The 17,412-nt window shown below is 40.4% G+C and carries 13 protein-coding genes; 6 read left to right on the top strand and 7 right to left on the bottom strand.

What is annotated here, in order from left to right; all coding sequences use genetic code 11:
• Positions 1-1,075: 1,075 nt before the first annotated feature.
• Together ACLV7H_RS05655 and uvrB are read right to left on the bottom strand one after the other, a co-directional pair.
• Entirely contained in the window at positions 1,076-1,579 is a 504-nt protein-coding gene (locus tag ACLV7H_RS05655; RefSeq protein ID WP_411866607.1) for a GNAT family N-acetyltransferase, read from the bottom strand.
• Positions 1,580-1,595: 16 nt separating this feature from the next.
• A complete protein-coding gene (gene uvrB, locus ACLV7H_RS05660; RefSeq protein ID WP_411866608.1) occupies positions 1,596-3,584 on the bottom strand; it encodes an excinuclease ABC subunit UvrB in 1,989 nt (662 codons plus the stop codon).
• 180 nt (positions 3,585-3,764) lie between these two features.
• Here uvrB and ACLV7H_RS05665 point away from each other — a divergent pair, with 180 nt between their 5' ends.
• The 3 genes from ACLV7H_RS05665 (at position 3,765) to zwf (ending at position 8,306) form a co-directional block, all read left to right on the top strand.
• Positions 3,765-5,930 (top strand): ABC transporter substrate-binding protein/permease, encoded by a 2,166-nt coding sequence (locus ACLV7H_RS05665; RefSeq protein WP_045591227.1) that lies wholly within the window; start codon positions 3,765-3,767, stop codon positions 5,928-5,930.
• On the top strand, positions 5,930-6,670 hold the full coding sequence (locus tag ACLV7H_RS05670; protein ID WP_045591225.1) for an amino acid ABC transporter ATP-binding protein: 741 nt from the start codon (positions 5,930-5,932) through the stop codon (positions 6,668-6,670). Before ACLV7H_RS05665 ends, ACLV7H_RS05670 begins: the two co-directional genes overlap by 1 nt.
• Before the next feature lie 148 nt (positions 6,671-6,818).
• Positions 6,819-8,306, top strand: a complete 1,488-nt coding sequence (zwf, locus tag ACLV7H_RS05675) for a glucose-6-phosphate dehydrogenase (RefSeq protein WP_411866609.1) — start codon at positions 6,819-6,821, stop codon at positions 8,304-8,306.
• A 45-nt stretch (positions 8,307-8,351) separates the two neighbouring features.
• Here zwf and ftsY read toward each other — a convergent pair whose 3' ends face one another.
• From ftsY to ACLV7H_RS05690, 3 genes are read right to left on the bottom strand one after another with little or no spacing between them, the layout of a single operon-like run.
• Complete coding sequence (gene ftsY / locus ACLV7H_RS05680; protein WP_411866610.1) at positions 8,352-9,659, bottom strand: signal recognition particle-docking protein FtsY; 1,308 nt, start codon at positions 9,657-9,659, stop codon at positions 8,352-8,354.
• A gap of 3 nt (positions 9,660-9,662) precedes the next feature.
• Positions 9,663-10,481, bottom strand: coding sequence for a Cof-type HAD-IIB family hydrolase (locus tag ACLV7H_RS05685; RefSeq protein ID WP_045591216.1), 819 nt, complete (start codon positions 10,479-10,481; stop codon positions 9,663-9,665).
• Positions 10,481-11,272 carry a Cof-type HAD-IIB family hydrolase gene (locus ACLV7H_RS05690; RefSeq protein ID WP_045591648.1) on the bottom strand — a complete coding sequence of 264 codons (792 nt, stop codon included), beginning with the start codon at positions 11,270-11,272 and terminating at the stop codon, positions 10,481-10,483. Before ACLV7H_RS05690 ends, ACLV7H_RS05685 begins: the two co-directional genes overlap by 1 nt.
• A 218-nt stretch (positions 11,273-11,490) precedes the next feature.
• On the opposite strand from ACLV7H_RS05690, the gene ACLV7H_RS05695 reads away from it, so the two are divergent.
• A complete protein-coding gene (locus tag ACLV7H_RS05695) occupies positions 11,491-12,186 on the top strand; it encodes a VIT family protein (RefSeq protein ID WP_045591214.1) in 696 nt (231 codons plus the stop codon).
• A gap of 39 nt (positions 12,187-12,225) precedes the next feature.
• On the opposite strand, the gene ACLV7H_RS05700 is transcribed toward ACLV7H_RS05695, so the two are convergent.
• Positions 12,226-14,214 (bottom strand): FtsX-like permease family protein, encoded by a 1,989-nt coding sequence (locus tag ACLV7H_RS05700; protein ID WP_411866611.1) that lies wholly within the window; start codon positions 14,212-14,214, stop codon positions 12,226-12,228.
• A 1-nt stretch (position 14,215) separates the two neighbouring features.
• Complete coding sequence (locus ACLV7H_RS05705) at positions 14,216-14,974, bottom strand: ABC transporter ATP-binding protein (RefSeq protein ID WP_000173369.1); 759 nt, start codon at positions 14,972-14,974, stop codon at positions 14,216-14,218.
• Positions 14,975-15,689: 715 nt separating this feature from the next.
• On the opposite strand from ACLV7H_RS05705, the gene ACLV7H_RS05710 reads away from it, so the two are divergent.
• Together ACLV7H_RS05710 and ACLV7H_RS05715 are read left to right on the top strand one after the other, a co-directional pair.
• Positions 15,690-17,075, top strand: a complete 1,386-nt coding sequence (locus ACLV7H_RS05710) for a hypothetical protein (RefSeq protein ID WP_411866612.1) — start codon at positions 15,690-15,692, stop codon at positions 17,073-17,075.
• A gap of 30 nt (positions 17,076-17,105) precedes the next feature.
• Positions 17,106-17,411, top strand: a complete 306-nt coding sequence (locus tag ACLV7H_RS05715) for a DUF1430 domain-containing protein (RefSeq protein ID WP_411866613.1) — start codon at positions 17,106-17,108, stop codon at positions 17,409-17,411.
• The last annotated feature ends 1 nt before the right edge of the window (position 17,412 follow it).

Genomic DNA, 17,412 nt, shown 5'->3' on the forward strand with positions numbered 1-17,412 from the left:
TTCTCTTTTCTATCCGTATAACCAAAAGCAGAATGCCCAGCCCTAAGAAAAAGAAAAAGAGATAACTTACAATAGGAGCCCAGACATAGGCCGGATCCATAGAAATTATAGGGGGGAAATTCGTTGACTTACGACGTCCTAGCCAATTCAGACCCACCAAGAGATGAAAGGGAAAAAGAAGACCATTGAACCCAATAAATCCCCATGAAAAGTAACGCCATTTCTCAAGTTTATCACTACTAAAACGAAAGACAAGGAAATAGGTTGATAAGAGCAGAAGGAAAAGATTAAAGCTTAAGGGAGAAAGATAGTTTAAGTTTGGGAATGGAGAACCAATGAAAGAGGCAGCAAGAAATGATACAAACAAAGATCCGAATAACACACTCGTATCCAGGAGTTGACCAATCCTTCGGTGCCTTTCCATCCAAAGAAAAATCCTCTTAGTCCAAGAAGACTTTTCTTTTGTCTTGTACTTCATTTGCCTACTCATCTTCATTTTCATCTACTCCTTTTTTTGAAGCTTTAGAGAGAAAGAAGATTGCCAAAGTTAACATCAAGACCAGAAGGTAGACGACAATAGGAAACCAGACATAGGATGACTCCAGTGAAAACAAGGGTGAGAGAACAACTCTTCCTCTTTTTCTCACACCAATCAATTGAAAAATGAAGCTAAGGACATTGATATAAATAAAGGGTTCACAAAATCTTTTAAGGGTCCTTTCTTTTTCAGTTCTCACTGACAAAAAGAGAGCATAGAACCTATTACCCAAGATAAAAAGATTCAATTGCAAAGGAAATAAGAGTTCTCTGTACCGAAAATCAGCTGGAATGCTTTTGTTCTGTGATGTTGTAAATTCTATAACTAGGAACAAGATGATATAAAAGACAATATCAAGCATAAATTTGATAAATCGATGCCCTGTAACCAAAAACGAATAGAATCTAAGCCTGATGACTTCTTATACTTCGTCTCTTTCAATTTCATAATAACTTCTTTCTATTCAAAAATATATTCTAAAACGTGATTGTTTGTTCATTGCGTAATCTGAAAACAAAATCGCAATTCTACCAGTATTTAACTCTCAAATTTTGATGATTTCTTACGTACCATTCTAATTTCAGTGATAGGTTTTCCAAGATCAAGTATTTTTTCTTGCCCATCAAAAGTAAAACCCATTTTTTGATAGAATGCAATGGCTAGCTTATTCCCTTTTAATACCCATAAAAATATTTCAGAGAACTGTTCAAGAGTCGTCAGAGCTTCCTTCATTAACTTCTGAGCAATACCTTTTCCATAATAATCTTTTAAAACATATAAGGCAATAATTTCACCAGCTTGAATAGTCTCATCACGAAAGTTTCCATAACTGATAAAACCAACTACCTTCATATCATCTATCGCAATCAATGTATTTCCTGGATATTTTTGACTAAAGAATCGACATCTTTCTAATGTCATCGTCTCCTGAAATTCTGCAGGTAAAAGATCATCATAAGCCTCTCTCCACGTTTGCCAATGAACGAAGGATTTACCTTCTATCTCTTCAGGGGTTTCCATCTGTTTGATAGTTAGGTTCATTTGTTTTTCTCCTTCACTAATCCAACGCCTTCACTTCCAACATCATATCACGAATCTGAGCTGCCAGTTCAAAGTCAAGCACTTCGACGGCTTCTTGCATTTGTTTTTCTAGTTTCTTGACGAGTTCCTTGCGTTCTTGTTTGTTGAGACTATTGATATCGACTTCCTTGTCCTCTTCCTTAGCAACTGCCTTAGTTACAGCGATCAGGTCACGGATTTCTTTCTTGATTGTCTGAGGTACAATACCATGTTCTTCATTATAAGCCATCTGGATTTTGCGACGACGAGCCGTTTCATCTATAGCTCGTTGCATAGATTGAGTCATCGTGTCCGCATACATAATCACATGCCCTTCGCTGTTACGAGCAGCACGTCCAATGGTCTGGATTAAGCCACGTTCGTTACGTAGGAAACCTTCCTTGTCAGCATCGAGAATGGCAACCAAGCTTACTTCAGGAACGTCAATCCCTTCACGGAGGAGATTGATTCCGACCAAGACATCAAAAACACCCAAGCGCAGGTCACGGATAATCTCTGTCCGCTCTAAAGTCTTGATATCTGAGTGCATATACTTGACCTTGATGCCCATTTCTTTGAAGTAGTCGGTTAAGTCTTCTGCCATTTTCTTGGTCAAGGTTGTGATAAACGTCCGTTCATTCTTCTCAACACGGGCATTGATTTCGCCTAAGAGGTCATCAATCTGTCCCATTGTTGGACGCACTTCCACCTCTGGATCTAAAAGCCCAGTCGGGCGAATGATTTGCTCAATCACTGTCTCGGTCTGTTCATTTTCATAGTCACCTGGTGTTGCTGAAACGTAAACAATCTGATGAACGTGACTCTCAAACTCTTCACGACGAAGGGGACGATTGTCCAAGGCAGACGGCAAACGGAAACCATAATTGACCAGCATTTCCTTACGCGAACGGTCTCCATTATACATTCCCTTGATCTGCCCCATGGTCATGTGACTTTCGTCAATCATGATTAAGAAATCATCTGGGAAGAAATCAAGAAGCGTATAAGGAGGCTCTCCTTCGCTACGACCATCCATGTGGCGAGAATAGTTCTCAACCCCATTTGTATAGCCCATCTCACGCAGCATTTCGATATCATACTCTGTCCGCTGTTTCAAACGCTGGGCTTCTAGCAGTTTGCCTTCCTTTTCAAAGACAGCTAACTGCTCCTCCAACTCTGCCTGAATCTTGACAATAGCAACTTCCATGTGGTCGTCATTGGTCACAAAGTGAGTAGCAGGGAAAATCGCCAGATGATCCACTTCTCCCAATACCTGACCCGTCAGAGCCTCAACTTCTCGGATACGGTCAATCTCATCACCGAAAAATTCTACTCGAAAGGCATGCTCATCACGAGAAGCTGGGAAAATCTCCACCACATCACCGCGAACTCGAAATCTTCCCCGTTGGAAATCAATGTCATTGCGTTCAAACTGTATATCAACCAAGTCATTCAAGAGTTTGTCACGAGAAATCTCCAGACCTGGACGAAGACTAACAACACTATCAGAATATTCCTTGGGCGAACCCAAACCATAGATACAAGAGACAGAAGCTACGACAATGACGTCATTACGCTCTAAAAGGGCTGAAGTCGCCGAGTGGCGGAGCTTGTCAATCTCATCATTGACCGAGCTATCCTTTTCAATATAAGTATCACTCGAAGGGACATAGGCCTCAGGTTGGTAATAATCATAGTAAGATACAAAATATTCAACAGCGTTTTCAGGGAAAAATTCCTTGAACTCCCCATAGAGCTGACCAGCTAGAGTTTTGTTATGGGCAATAACCAAAGTTGGTTTATTGACTTTGGAAATGACCTGACTCATGGTATAGGTCTTCCCTGTACCCGTCGCCCCCATCAGAATCTGAGCCTTTTCTCCACCCTCGATATTATCGACCAACTGCTCAATCGCTTGTGGTTGATCTCCTGATGGTTCATATTTTGATACTAGTTTAAATTTATTATCTGTAATTCGATTTATCATGATTGCCTCGTCTGAATTTTTCTATCCTTCTATTTTACCATAAATTTACTTTTCAGACTCTACTCTAAGTTGATAAGAGCGAGTATTTCATGTTATATTTCCTTACATAAAATTCCTAAAATTTGCCTTTTCATTCATTTTCTGATATAATGAGAAAATATTCGGAAAAGGAGACTAAAAATGAAGAAAAAAATACTAGCATGTTTGCTCATTTTATTTCCCATTTTCTCACTAGGTATGGCAAAAGCTGATACTGTTAAGATTGTGTCTGATACAGCTTACGCACCTTTTGAGTTTAAAGATTCAGATCAAACCTATAAAGGAATTGATGTTGATATTATCAATAAAGTCGCAGAAATCAAAGGATGGAACATCCAAATGTCTTATCCTGGCTTTGATGCAGCTGTAAATGCAGTGCAGTCAGGTCAAGCAGATGCCATTATGGCAGGTATGACAAAAACAAAAGAACGTGAAAATGTCTTTACCATGTCTGATACCTATTATGATACAAAAGTTGTCATTGCTACCACAAAGGCAAATAAAATCACCAAATATGAGGAACTCAGCGGGAAAACAGTTGGTGTTAAGAACGGAACTGCCGCTCAACGTTTCCTCGAAAGTATCAAAGATAAGTACGGCTTCTCTATTAAAACCTTTGATACAGGTGATTTGATGAATAACAGTCTAAGTGCTGGTGCTGTGAATGCCATCATGGACGATAAACCTGTTATTGAGTATGCGATTAACCAAGGACAAGATCTCAGCATCAATATGGAGGGTGAGGCTGTTGGAAGCTTTGCCTTTGGTGTCAAGAAAGGGAGCAAGTATGAACACTTGGTTACCGAGTTTAACGAAGCCCTAGCACAAATGAAGAAGGATGGTAGCTTGGAGCAAATCATCCAAAAGTGGACGGCTTCTAAAACTACGGCAAGCCCAACAACAACTACTGCTGCTGGACAAAAAGCTACTCCTGTGAAAAGCAAGTATATTATTGCCAGCGACTCATCTTTCGCCCCATTCGTCTTTCAAAATTCAAGCAATCAATACACCGGTATTGATATGGACCTCATCAAGGCCATTGCCAAAGATCAAGGTTTTGAAATTGAGATTACCAACCCAGGATTTGACGCAGCCATTAGTGCTGTTCAAGCTGGACAAGCAGATGGTATCATTGCTGGTATGTCTGTAACAGATGCTCGTAAGGAAACCTTTGACTTCTCAGAATCATACTACACAGCAAATACGATTCTCGGTGTGAAAGAATCAAGCACAATTGCTTCTTATGAAGACCTCAAGGATAAAACTGTCGGCGTTAAAAACGGGACTGCTTCTCAAACATTCCTTACTGAAAATCAAAGCAAATACGGCTATAAGATTAAAACCTTTGCAGATGGCGCTTCTATGTATGACAGTCTGAATACTGGCTCTATCGATGCCGTGATGGATGATGAGCCAGTTCTCAAATATTCTATCAGCCAAGGTCAAAAATTGAAAACGCCGATTGCTGGAACTCCAATCGGCGAAACAGCCTTTGCAGTCAAGAAAGGCAGTAATCCAGAATTGATTCAGATGTTCAATAATGGACTTGCGAACCTCAAAGCTAACGGAGAATTCCAAAAGATTCTTGACAAGTACCTAGCTAGCGAAACATCATCTGACTCTACAAGTACAGTTGACGAAACAACCATCTGGGGCTTACTTCAAAACAACTACAAACAACTTCTTAGTGGTCTTGGAATCACTCTTGCACTAGCGCTTATTTCATTTGCAATTGCCATTGTCATCGGGATTATCTTTGGTATGTTTAGCGTTAGCCCATACAAATCTCTTCGCGTAATCTCTGAGATTTTCGTTGACGTCATTCGTGGTATTCCCTTGATGATTCTTGCAGCCTTCATCTTCTGGGGTATTCCAAACTTCATCGAGTCGATTACAGGCCAACAAAGTCCAATCAATGACTTTGTAGCTGGTACTATTGCCCTCTCACTTAATGCTGCTGCTTATATCGCTGAAATTGTTCGTGGTGGGATCCAAGCTGTTCCAGTTGGGCAAATGGAAGCCAGCCGCAGTCTTGGTATCTCTTATGGAAAAACCATGCGTAAGATTATCTTGCCACAAGCGACTAAATTGATGTTGCCAAACTTCGTCAACCAGTTCGTTATCGCTCTTAAAGATACAACCATCGTGTCTGCTATCGGTCTGGTGGAACTTTTCCAAACTGGTAAGATCATCATCGCCCGTAACTACCAAAGTTTCAAGATGTATGCAATTCTTGCTATCTTCTATCTTGTAATTATCACGCTTTTGACTAGACTAGCGAAACGCTTAGAAAAGAGGATTCGTTAATGGCAAAACTAAAAATTGATGTAAATGATTTGCATAAGTATTATGGAAAAAACGAAGTTTTAAAAGGCATTACGACTAAGTTCTATGAAGGAGATGTTGTTTGTATCATCGGTCCTTCGGGTTCTGGTAAATCCACTTTCCTCCGTAGCCTTAACCTTCTCGAGGAGGTAACGAGTGGTCACATCACAGTAAATGGTTATGATTTGACTGAAAAATCAACCAATGTCGACCATGTTCGCGAAAACGTGGGAATGGTCTTCCAACACTTCAACCTCTTTCCTCACATGTCCGTCCTAGAAAATATCACTTTTGCTCCAGTTGAACACAAACGGATGACCAAAGAAGAAGCTGAAAAATTGGGGATGGAGTTGCTGGAGAAAGTCGGTCTTGCAGACAAAGCTAATGCTAATCCAGATAGCCTTTCAGGTGGTCAGAAACAGCGTGTAGCTATCGCTCGTGGACTTGCCATGAATCCTGATATCATGCTCTTTGATGAGCCAACTTCCGCTCTTGACCCTGAGATGGTCGGAGATGTACTAAACGTTATGAAGGAATTGGCAGAACAAGGCATGACCATGATTATCGTAACTCATGAGATGGGATTTGCTCGTCAGGTGGCCAATCGTGTTATCTTTACGGCTGATGGTGAATTCCTGGAAGATGGAACTCCAGATCAAATCTTTGACAACCCGCAACACCCTCGTCTAAAAGAGTTCTTGGACAAGGTCTTAAATGTATAAAACAAAACTGTGAGGTTCTCCTTACAGTTTTTTAATTGCGTATTGGATTTTTGATTTTTTTGAAAATTATGATAAAATAAAAGCTATGACAATGAGAAAATCTCATCCCTAGTCCAACTAGGAAAAAATAAAGAAATTAGGTAGCTAGATGTCATCAAAGGTTATTGTTACAATTTTCGGTGCGAGTGGAGATTTAGCTAAACGCAAACTCTACCCTTCCCTATTTAGACTCTATAAATCAGGCAATCTTTCTGAGCATTTCGCAGTTATTGGAACAGCTCGTAGACCTTGGAGTAAAGAATATTTCGAATCTGTTGTTGTTGAGTCCATCCTTGATTTGGCAGATAGTACCGAGCAAGCCCAAGAGTTTGCTAGCCACTTCTACTATCAAAGTCATGATGTGAATGATACGGAACATTACATTGCTTTGCGCCAATTACAAGCCGAACTCAATGAAAAATACCAAACGGACCACAACAAGCTCTTCTTCTTGTCTATGGCACCTCAGTTCTTTGGAACTATTGCCAAGCACCTCAAATCTGAAAACATTGTTGATGGCAAAGGTTTTGAGCGCTTAATCGTTGAGAAACCATTTGGTACAGACTACGAAACAGCTAGCAAACTGAATGAGGATCTTCTAGCAACATTTGATGAAGAACAGATCTACCGTATTGACCATTACCTAGGTAAAGAGATGATTCAGAGTATCTTTGCTGTTCGTTTTGCCAACATGATCTTTGAAAATGTTTGGAATCGGGAACATATTGATAACGTCCAGATTACCTTTGCAGAGCGTCTAGGTGTTGAAGAACGTGGTGGCTACTATGATGAGTCTGGTGCCCTTCGAGACATGGTTCAAAACCACACACTTCAGCTTTTGTCACTCCTTGCTATGGACAAGCCTGCAAGTTTTACAAAGGATGACATTCGCGCAGAGAAAATCAAGGTCTTCAAGAATCTTTACCACCCTACAGATGAGGAACTTAAAGAGCACTTCATCCGAGGTCAATATCGTTCTGGGAAAGTCGATGGCATGAAATACATTTCTTACCGCAGCGAACCAAATGTTAACCCAGAATCCATGACAGAAACCTTTGCTTCAGGTGCCTTCTTTGTTGAAAGTGACCGTTTCCGTGGTGTTCCATTCTTCTTCCGTACAGGTAAACGAATGACTGAAAAGGGAACGCATGTCAATATTGTCTTTAAGCAAATGGATTCAATTTTTGGAGAGCCTCTAGCACCAAATATTTTGACCATCTATATCCAACCAACAGAAGGTTTCTCTCTCAGCCTTAACGGTAAGGAAGTCGGTGAAGAGTTCAAACTTGCACCTAATTCGCTTGACTACAGAACTGATGCGACTGCTACTGGAGCCTCACCAGACCCATACGAGAAATTAATCTACGATGTCTTGAATAACAACTCAACCAACTTTAGCCACTGGGATGAGGTGAGTGCTTCTTGGAAATTGATTGACCGTATCGAAGAGCTCTGGGCTGAAAATGGTGCCCCACTTCATGACTATAAAGCCGGAAGCATGGGGCCTCAAGCTAGCTTTGACTTACTTGAGAAGTTTGGAGCCAAATGGACTTGGCAACCAGATATCGCCTATCGTGAAGAAGGTCGTTTAGAATAACAAAAACATCCTGCAAGTTAATCTTGCAGGATATTTTACTTTCTATTAAATCAAGCCCTCTAAGAGACCTTTCATAAAGTTTTCGGAGTTGAATTCACCGATATCATCGATTTTCTCACCGAAACCAATCAATTTTACAGGGATATTGAGTTCTTCTCGAATTGCCAGAACAACACCCCCACGGGCAGTTCCATCAATCTTGGTCAATACAATACCGGTAACAGGGGTAATTTTCGAAAATTCTTTAGCCTGTACCAAAGCGTTTTGTCCAGTTGAAGCATCGAGTGCCAGGAAGGTTTCATGTGGTGCTTCTGGAAGCACACGCTTGATGATGCGACCAATCTTTTCCAACTCGGCCATAAGGTTTTCCTTGTTTTGCAGACGACCTGCTGTATCAATCATGAGAATATCAATTCCTTCTGCTACAGCACGTTCCATCCCATCAAAGACCACACTTGCTGGATCAGCTTTTTCAGGCCCCGTCACAACAGGAACATCAACACGACGACCCCATTCAGCTAGCTGGGCAACGGCTCCAGCACGGAAGGTATCCGCGGCAACCAGCATTACTTTCTTGCCAGCTTGCTTGTAACGATGAGCTAATTTCCCAATAGAAGTTGTCTTCCCAACACCGTTAACACCAACAAAGAGCATGACTGTCAAGCCATCTTGGAAATGGATTTGTTCATCGTAGTTACCATCCTTTTCGTAGAGCTCAACCAATTTCTCGATAATGACACGACGAAGTGCATCAGGCTTCTTAGCATTTTCTAATTTAGCTTCATAGCGAAGCTCTTCTGTTAGGTTCGAAGCGACCTGCACACCAACGTCACTCATGATGAGCAGTTCTTCTAATTCTTCAAAAAAGTCTTCATCGACAGAACGGAAGTTGGCAAAGAAGGCATTCAAGCGTGCTCCGAATCCCGTACGCGTTTTCTTGAGACTGCGGTCATATTTTTCCTGAACAGTTTCTTCAACTCGTGGATATTCTTCTACTACTTCAAAAGCTTGCTCTTCTCCAGCTTCTAGAGATTCTTGGCTCTCTTCTTCGAAAAATTCTTCAAACTCTTGGCTTTGCTCTGTCTCATCAACTTCTAGCTCAACCTCTTCCTGAGCAGTTTCTTCGACTGCTTCTGGTTCAATAACTTCTTCTGTCGAGACTTGAGGAAGTTCTTCTTGAGCAAGACTTGCTTCCACTTTGTCTCTTCCTGTCTCTTCCTGACTTGTTTCTTCGATAGCCGTTTGGTTTTCTTCAACCTCTTCTGACAAATCAATATTTTCCAGAGCTTCTTTTACAATATCTTCGATTTTCGGCTCTTCTTTTTTCCCGAATAAACGGTCAAATAATCCCATCTTCTAATTCTCCTTTAACACGTATTCTTCAATAGCCCAAGCAACGGCTTCCTCGTCGTTGGTCATGGGGGTAATGACATTGGCAACTTCTTTAACTGCAGGAACTGCATTTTGCATGGCAACTCCCAGACCTGCCCACTCAATCATGGAAAGATCATTGGCCTCGTCCCCACAAGCCATGACTTGGCTTTGGTCGATTCCCAAGTGTTTAATTAATTTCGCTAAACCTGTTGCCTTGTGGACGTTTTTCGGCGACCATTCCAATAAGAGTTCACGCGATTTGAAGATTTCATATTGGTCAAACAATTCAGGAGAAATCTGTTGAATCGCTGCATCCAAAGGTTCTTGGGCAAAGGCAGTCACACATTTATTATATGTCATCTGACTAGATAGTTCTTCAAAAGCGACAGGTACGAAAGTCAGGGCTGGGTTGAACTTAGCATAGAGACTTTCTTGATCCGACTGGATTTGATATACTGTTCCTTCAGAAATGGCATCTAACGGTAATCCTAGTTTTTCAGTTTCCTCGTACAATCGTGCCACATCGTCGATTGAAAAGACTGTTTTATCGAGAATCTCTCCCGTATTTTTCTGAACAAGCCCTCCATTAAAGGTGATGGTGTATTCATCCTCCTGTCCATCTGTTCCCAACTCCTTGAGAAAGAAATCCATAGCCTTCAAAGGACGACCTGTTGTCAGTACGACCTTGATGCCACGATCACGCGCAGCTTTGAGGACCGCCTTGGTACGATCTGTCAGCTTTTTATCCGTTGTCAGCAAAGTACCGTCCAAATCGAGTGCAATCAATTTAATATCTGCCATTACAAGCCCTCCATATAAGCCATCACTGACTGGTCCTTATGGTGGCCAATCACCGCTTCTGCTAATTCTAAAATCTCTGGTCGCGCATTTTCAGGAGCGATTGGATGTCCCACAACCTGCATCATGTGAAGGTCATTGAGATTGTCGCCAAAAGCCATAACCTGATCCATGCTAAGCCCCAGTTTTTTGGCTAACTCAACAATAGCCACACCCTTATCAACGTAGTCCAAGACAATATCGATGGATTCATAACCTGTTGTCATGGCCTTCACACCAGAAACATTTTCGTTGACCCAGGACTCTCCAGCTTCTATCGTATCTTCTGTGAAGTTCGTAGTGAATTTAAAAATCTCATCTGTGATATCTTCCAGACTCGCTACTTTTTGAATATTCTCATTGTAGTGACGACTAATCATGAGATAGGTCTCATCGACTGTATCTAATACATAACAAGCTTTTTTGCCCGTCAAGAGCATTTTACTTTCATCAAAATAAGGCGATTGCTTTAAAGCATCAAAAGTGCTCAAGTAAAAGTCGCGAGACATCGTAGCCTCGTACATATCCTCACCATGAAACTCAACGTAGCTGCCATTTTCAGCTATAAAAATCACTTCGTCACGCACATCCGCAAATAGCTTTTTAAGGGACAAGATACCGCGACCCGAAGCTACAGCAAAATAAATCCCCTTTTCCTTGTAGGATACAAGTAAGTTTTTGAGGCGTTCCATATCAAACCGACCCTCTCCGTCCAGAAAGGTTCCATCCATATCGGTTGCTACAAGTTTAATCATAAAATCCTTCATACTCCAATTGATAAATCTACCTTCTATTATACCATAGATAAGCTAAAAAAGGACTAGTACAGAAGGATTGGTTACTTGGCTTACAGTGCTTTTTCGGTAAAGTTGAAAAGGGTTTAAAAATTAGAATCGTAGAACTTTTTTCAGATAGTTTAAAAAGTTTGTATTCCCCTACCCTTTTCTCTATAATGGAGAGAAAGGAGATGACTATGACAGAAATGAAACATGAAATTGATGCAAACTTTGCAGACCGACTCAATATCCTGCGAGCGGGCGTTCTCGGTGCCAATGATGGGATTATTTCCGTCGCTGGAGTCGTTATCGGTGTTGCTAGTGCGACGAGCAATATCTGGATTATCTTTTTATCAGGATTGGCGGCTATCCTCGCTGGTGCTTTTTCTATGGCAGGTGGCGAATATGTCTCTGTATCCACTCAGAAAGACACGGAAGAAGCCGCTGTTGCCAGAGAACAGTTGCTCTTGGATAAGGACATCGAATCTGCTAAACAATCCCTCTATGCTGCTTACCTTCAAAATGGTGAGTGTGAAACATCCGCCCAACTCTTGACAAACAAGGCCTTTTTGAAAAATCCACTCAGAGCCTTGGTCGAAGAAAAGTATGGAATCGAGTACGAAGAGTTTACCAACCCTTGGCATGCTGCTATCTCTAGCTTTATCGCCTTTGTACTGGGAAGTCTTCCTCCTATGCTTTCGATCACCGCCTTTCCAAGTGATTTTCGCATTCCTGCTACTGTTTTTATCGTGGCCCTTTCCCTTCTTATTACCGGATATACCAGTGCTAAACTGGGCAAGGCACCTACGAAAACTGCTATGATCCGTAACCTCTGTATCGGACTTCTCACCATGGGCGTAACCTTCCTCTTGGGACAACTCTTCAGCATTTAGTATAAAAGAAATACCTCGATAAACATCGAGGTATCTTTTTTACATTTGCACAATCTTACGATAGCTTCTTGAGGTAATCATAAAGATCAAAACGTAGACGATGAGGAAGATGGCACAAATGGAAAGTGTAACGGTCAACATCATGGTCGCATCCAGCACGCCAATGACTTTTAGGATGAGGCTAAGCATATGATAGGCAAAAGCAAGGTGTAGGAAGGCAAAGAGCAATGGAAGGAAGAAAACAGTTAGAACCTGTTTGGTAATGGTTTGCTTAATTTGCTTTTGATCGAGACCGACTTTTTGCAAAATGATGAAACGTTCACGGTCTTCGTATCCTTCAGAGATTTGTTTGTAGTAGATGACAAGAACTGTTCCCACCATAAAGATGATAGAAAGGAAGATACCTATGAAGAAGACACCTCCATAAAGGGCACTTATTTGCGCACTGCTATCAGCTAGATTGCTTCCGAATACATAGCTTCCCTCTTTGTTTAAGTCTCTATTGAAGTTACGAAGGTATTCTGTAAAGTCATCAGCGAGTTTGAGCTGTTCTTCCTCACTTGCTGTTACATTCATACCACCATAAAGTTGATCAAATAGAGAGGAATCAGGATATTGATCAATAAAGGCCTGCAGATTAGGAACAACAAGATAATTGTAGTCCGATGTGAGAATGTTATACTGATTTGGCACATGTTCCAGAATAAAATCATTTTTAATTTCTTCTTTAACTGTGTAGGTCTGATCATTTAGAGTGATTTCTTTCTGTCCTTCAAGTACCTTATTCTTGGTAAACAAGCCGACTTCATTTCCTGAAAGGGAGAGTTTTTGTCCAGTCATGTTTTCATAGTCTTTTTGATCAAAGACCATAAAAATGATTTTCGGCTGAACGAAGTTATTCCCCTTTGTGAAGATACGGAGCTTGGTTCCATCTTGGCTCTCGATGCCAAAATTGCTATGACGAAAGACTTCTTTTTTGGTGACAGTTAATCCCTTATCACTAGCATATTGACTCAAAAGTTTATCTAAATCTTCTTTTTCAACATTTCGTCCAGTAATTCCAAAATCATGTGGATTCATGAATTTCTTGAACGTTTCAGAAGCCGAAAAGATACTGGTTGCTGCTGACATGGTTACCAAGACCATGGTTGAAAGGATGGCTATCGTTGCCAGACCTACAGCATTTTTCTTCATACGGAAAATGAGATTTGATACGGAAATCATGTTGTTAGGTTGGTAATAGTAACGCTTGTTTTTCTTCAAAATCTGTAGGAATACTGTAATCCCTGCATTGAAGAGAAGATAAGTTCCCAAAATTACCAACAAAACTGCAACGAAGAAAATCAGAACAGCAGAAAGTGGGTGTTCGACTGTTACTGCTAGGTAGTAACCCGATCCCAAACTAATCAGACCTAGGATGGTTTGGACACCTAAGAATCGTCCTTTTTTCTCACCACTGGCTTTTTCACGAGAGAGCTGAAGGGCATTCATGCGTGCGATGCGAAAGGCATTAATAAAAATCAGACCTAGGAAGATAGCTCCAAAGACGATGAGAACTAGGATAAAGACAATTGGTTGGAAGGTTGCTACGAGCTCCACCTTCATATTCATTAGCTTCAGAAGCAGAGCAAAGATGAGCTTATCGAAGAGAGCTCCTAGGCCAAGTCCAGCTGTCAAGGTTAAGGAACCAAAAATAAGAAGCTCCTTAAAAACCATACTGATCAAATGGCGCTTTTCAAGCCCCAGCATACCATATACACCCAGCTCCTTGGAGCGGTTCTTCATGACAAAACTATTGGCATAAAGGACAATAATTCCAGAAGCGATGGTAACAACTACCATACCGAGAGCGAGGGTCATAGAGATAGTTTCTCCCCCTCGGATCTTGCCAATATTAGGATTAAGTGACAATGAATAAAAGAGATAGGTGATGGTCACTGCTAAGAGAACAGCTAAGGCAAAGGGATAGTAGAGTTTGCGGTTTTTGATTAAGTTCGAAACCGCTAACTTATTGGTCAATCGAAACATACTAATTCACCTCGCTCGCCATGACTGTCAAGGTATCAGAGATTTCTTGGAACATCTGACGTTCTGTCTTGTCTCCACGGTAGATTTGGTTATAGAGGATTCCGTCCTTGATAAAGAGAACGCGCTTGGCCCTGCTGGCTGCCGCTGTTGAGTGGGTTACCATGAGAATGGTTTGGCCTCGCTCATTGATTTCATCAAAAACGTCGAGTAAGGCTGCAGATGACTTGGAGTCAAGGGCTCCTGTTGGCTCATCCGCAAGGAGAATTTCAGGTTCAGTGATAATTGCGCGTGCTACTGCTACCCGCTGTTTTTGACCTCCTGAGATCTCGTAAGGGTACTTCTCTTGCAATTGGTTGATGCCCAAATTTTCAGCGGTTACTACCAATTTTTTCATCATCTCCGTGATAGGTTTTCGTGATAACACTAGCGGAAGCAAGATATTGTCCTTAACAGACAGAGTATCTAGCAAGTTAAAATCTTGGAAGACAAATCCCAACTTCTCACGACGGAAACTTGAAGCCTGTGAATTCTTAATAGTTGCTGTGTCTGTTCCGTTGAGGTAAACCTGCCCGCGAGTTGGTTTATCCAGCATAGCTAAAATGTTGAGCAGGGTTGATTTCCCAGAACCAGACTCTCCCATGATGGCAACGTAGTCACCCTTTTCCACGGTAAAGTGAATGTCCTTGAGGGCTTCTACTTGGTTGCCTTGGAAACGTGTTTTGTAGATTTTTTGAACGTGTTTTACATCTAAAAGTGTCATGATTTTCTCCTTCTTAATATCCCATCAATTGAAATTGTGCTTGCATCATAGCGCATCCCAGTTGAACACGCTCGATATCTTTTTGACTTGATTTTCTTCTTTTCTTTTGTAAAATTCTTTTCATGGTTTTACTCCTTTGTTCTTTATGAATCTAGTTTATCGCAAAAAAAGGAGGCCTGCCATAACCTAACCTTACAAAAGAGACTTTAATCTTACATTTTTGTAAGATTGAGGAATTTTTTTGAAAATAGCTACTATAAGAAGTCCTGTCATTGCTTGTTTTATTCTTAAAATAATAGTAAAATTAAATTATAAAAAGGCTTTCTTTAACATCTTTTAAAAGAATTGGCTTTCTGCTAATTATTTTTAAAAGTGCTAAACTATCATTCGTATCACTGCTATAAGGAGGGAGGTTCAGCCCCTCTTTTTAGAAAGAGGTTCCTATGAAACGTGTTTTTCTCTTCATCAGCAATCTTCTTTTAACTTTCTTTCTCATTGCACTCTGTCCTTTTGGAAAGACTCTCTTCCACAAATCCTGTTCCCGGGTGCAGCAGTATTAAGTGGGCAAGCAGATTATTCTACCGTTAAAGAAGAATTAAATAGTCTTGCTAAAGAACATAATAGTCTTATCGCAAGAACCATTTGGGAAGTAGATAGTGATGGAAAATCACAAACTTACTACGAAGTTTTTGGAGATGGGAAACTCCCAGACTGGATGCCTCCAGCAAGTCAAGAAAGCATTCACAAGAGCGATCTTCTCAACAACTACAATATTATCAGCGGATCCCTAACAAGTCAAGAATTGGCCACTCATCTGAAAGAACTTGGACTAGAAAAAGCGAATGCATTTGAAAATGACAGAGTATCCTTTGTACTTGCCCTCTTTACCCAACCTAATCAGCTTACCAGTATGTTAATCTTTTTGCTGACTTTCTTAGCTTTGATTGTTATTGGCCAAATTCAATCTCTCTCTCAGTCAGGGATTCGATTGATTTCTGGAGAACGACTGAGCCATCTCTTCTTTCGTTCTCTCGCAAGAGACGGACTTGATATCCTTCTTTTTGGTCTACCTGCTTTGCTGATAGCAAGTGTCTTGCTCGTTTCCCTAGGATATCCTTATGAAGTTCAGACTTTTCTAGGAATACTTTTTATTCTTTACAATAGCCTACTTCTCTTACTTAGTCTTCTAATTGCCTTTCTTTTTACCATTTCTTTAAAAAAAGTCCATCTCCTCTCTATCATCAAAGGAAAATTACCAATCAAGTCAATTCTTCGCATTCTCTACTTTGGTCAGGTACTTGCCATTCTACTGGTTATTGTAGGATTTGGACGTATGTCTACTTACTATCATATACTTGAGAAAAATGAGGCTGGACAAGCTACTTGGGAACAACGCTCCAATGTTGTTACTCTTCAAACAGGGCGTTCCAGTCAGATGAAAAATTTAGATGAACTGCAGACAAATGCTGATAAATGGTTTGACTTTATTCAGCATGCTATAGATAATGAGAATGCCTTCCTTATTAAACATAATCTAGTTGAGCAAGCTCTTAAGCAAGCTACCTCAAATCATAATGAAACTGAAAATAACCCTTATGGTGTGGAAGGAAAAAATATTCTCTACGTCACGCCCAGCTACTTCCAAAAGGAAGATATGGACTTATCATCAGAAACCTTTCAAAAAATCAACACCCTCAAAGATGGACAGATCCTTGCCATACTCCCAGAAGAACTACAAAAAAATGAAAAAGATATAAAATCAACCTTGCAACAAGAGTTAACCAACCGATTATACAGTAGCAAGTCTAATCAAACTGTCGAAATTAGTATAGCTTATACCAATAAAAATAATGATGTATTTCTCTATAATACCACCCATATCGCTTATGATCAATGGTTATCAAATCCCATCTTTCTTGTGCTTTCTCCTAAAGCACTTGGTAAGGCTTCCTCCATCTTCTGGTTTACAAATCTAGAATATCTCTATTTTACAGACCTCCACCAGACACAAGAACTTTTAAAACACTATCAACTTGATCAAATGGTCTCAGGGCTATCGTCTGCTAGGGAAACCTATCTCCAGTTAAATCAAAAAATTTAAATCGAAATTTTTAGTAACTTAGCGAGTGCTATGTTTGCTATTTTGACTTCAATTTTGCTGTTTACAAGTTTAAATCTGCTCTATTTTGAAGCCTTTCGTAAAACCATATTCTTGAAAAAAATAGCAGGCTATTATTTCTTTGAATTACACAGTAGATATATCACTTCTCAAATAATAGCTCTCTTTCTCGGAAGTGGTCTAGCTTTCATTATTTCTAAGAATATCTGGATTACCCTGAGCCTATTTTTCAGCTTTTCAAGTTTAGCCGTTCTTCTATTGAAGATTTGTGATAAGAAGGAAAGTAAAACCTATGCTAGCATTATCAAAGGAGGATAGT

The sequence above is a fragment of the Streptococcus oralis genome, assembly GCF_965111685.1.
Lineage (GTDB): Bacteria > Bacillota > Bacilli > Lactobacillales > Streptococcaceae > Streptococcus > Streptococcus oralis_B.

Coding starts and splice junctions, on each gene's coding strand:
- ACLV7H_RS05655 (WP_411866607.1), bottom strand. CDS start 1,579: ATGAACCTAACTATCAAACAGATGGAAACCCCTGAAGAGATAGAAGGT.
- ACLV7H_RS05705 (WP_000173369.1), bottom strand. CDS start 14,974: ATGACACTTTTAGATGTAAAACACGTTCAAAAAATCTACAAAACACGT.
- ACLV7H_RS05690 (WP_045591648.1), bottom strand. CDS start 11,272: ATGATTAAACTTGTAGCAACCGATATGGATGGAACCTTTCTGGACGGA.
- ftsY (WP_411866610.1), bottom strand. CDS start 9,659: ATGGGATTATTTGACCGTTTATTCGGGAAAAAAGAAGAGCCGAAAATC.
- ACLV7H_RS05715 (WP_411866613.1), top strand. CDS start 17,106: ATGTTTGCTATTTTGACTTCAATTTTGCTGTTTACAAGTTTAAATCTG.
- ACLV7H_RS05695 (WP_045591214.1), top strand. CDS start 11,491: ATGACAGAAATGAAACATGAAATTGATGCAAACTTTGCAGACCGACTC.
- ACLV7H_RS05670 (WP_045591225.1), top strand. CDS start 5,930: ATGGCAAAACTAAAAATTGATGTAAATGATTTGCATAAGTATTATGGA.
- ACLV7H_RS05700 (WP_411866611.1), bottom strand. CDS start 14,214: ATGTTTCGATTGACCAATAAGTTAGCGGTTTCGAACTTAATCAAAAAC.
- ACLV7H_RS05685 (WP_045591216.1), bottom strand. CDS start 10,481: ATGGCAGATATTAAATTGATTGCACTCGATTTGGACGGTACTTTGCTG.
- ACLV7H_RS05665 (WP_045591227.1), top strand. CDS start 3,765: ATGAAGAAAAAAATACTAGCATGTTTGCTCATTTTATTTCCCATTTTC.
- uvrB (WP_411866608.1), bottom strand. CDS start 3,584: ATGATAAATCGAATTACAGATAATAAATTTAAACTAGTATCAAAATAT.
- zwf (WP_411866609.1), top strand. CDS start 6,819: ATGTCATCAAAGGTTATTGTTACAATTTTCGGTGCGAGTGGAGATTTA.
- ACLV7H_RS05710 (WP_411866612.1), top strand. CDS start 15,690: ATGCCTCCAGCAAGTCAAGAAAGCATTCACAAGAGCGATCTTCTCAAC.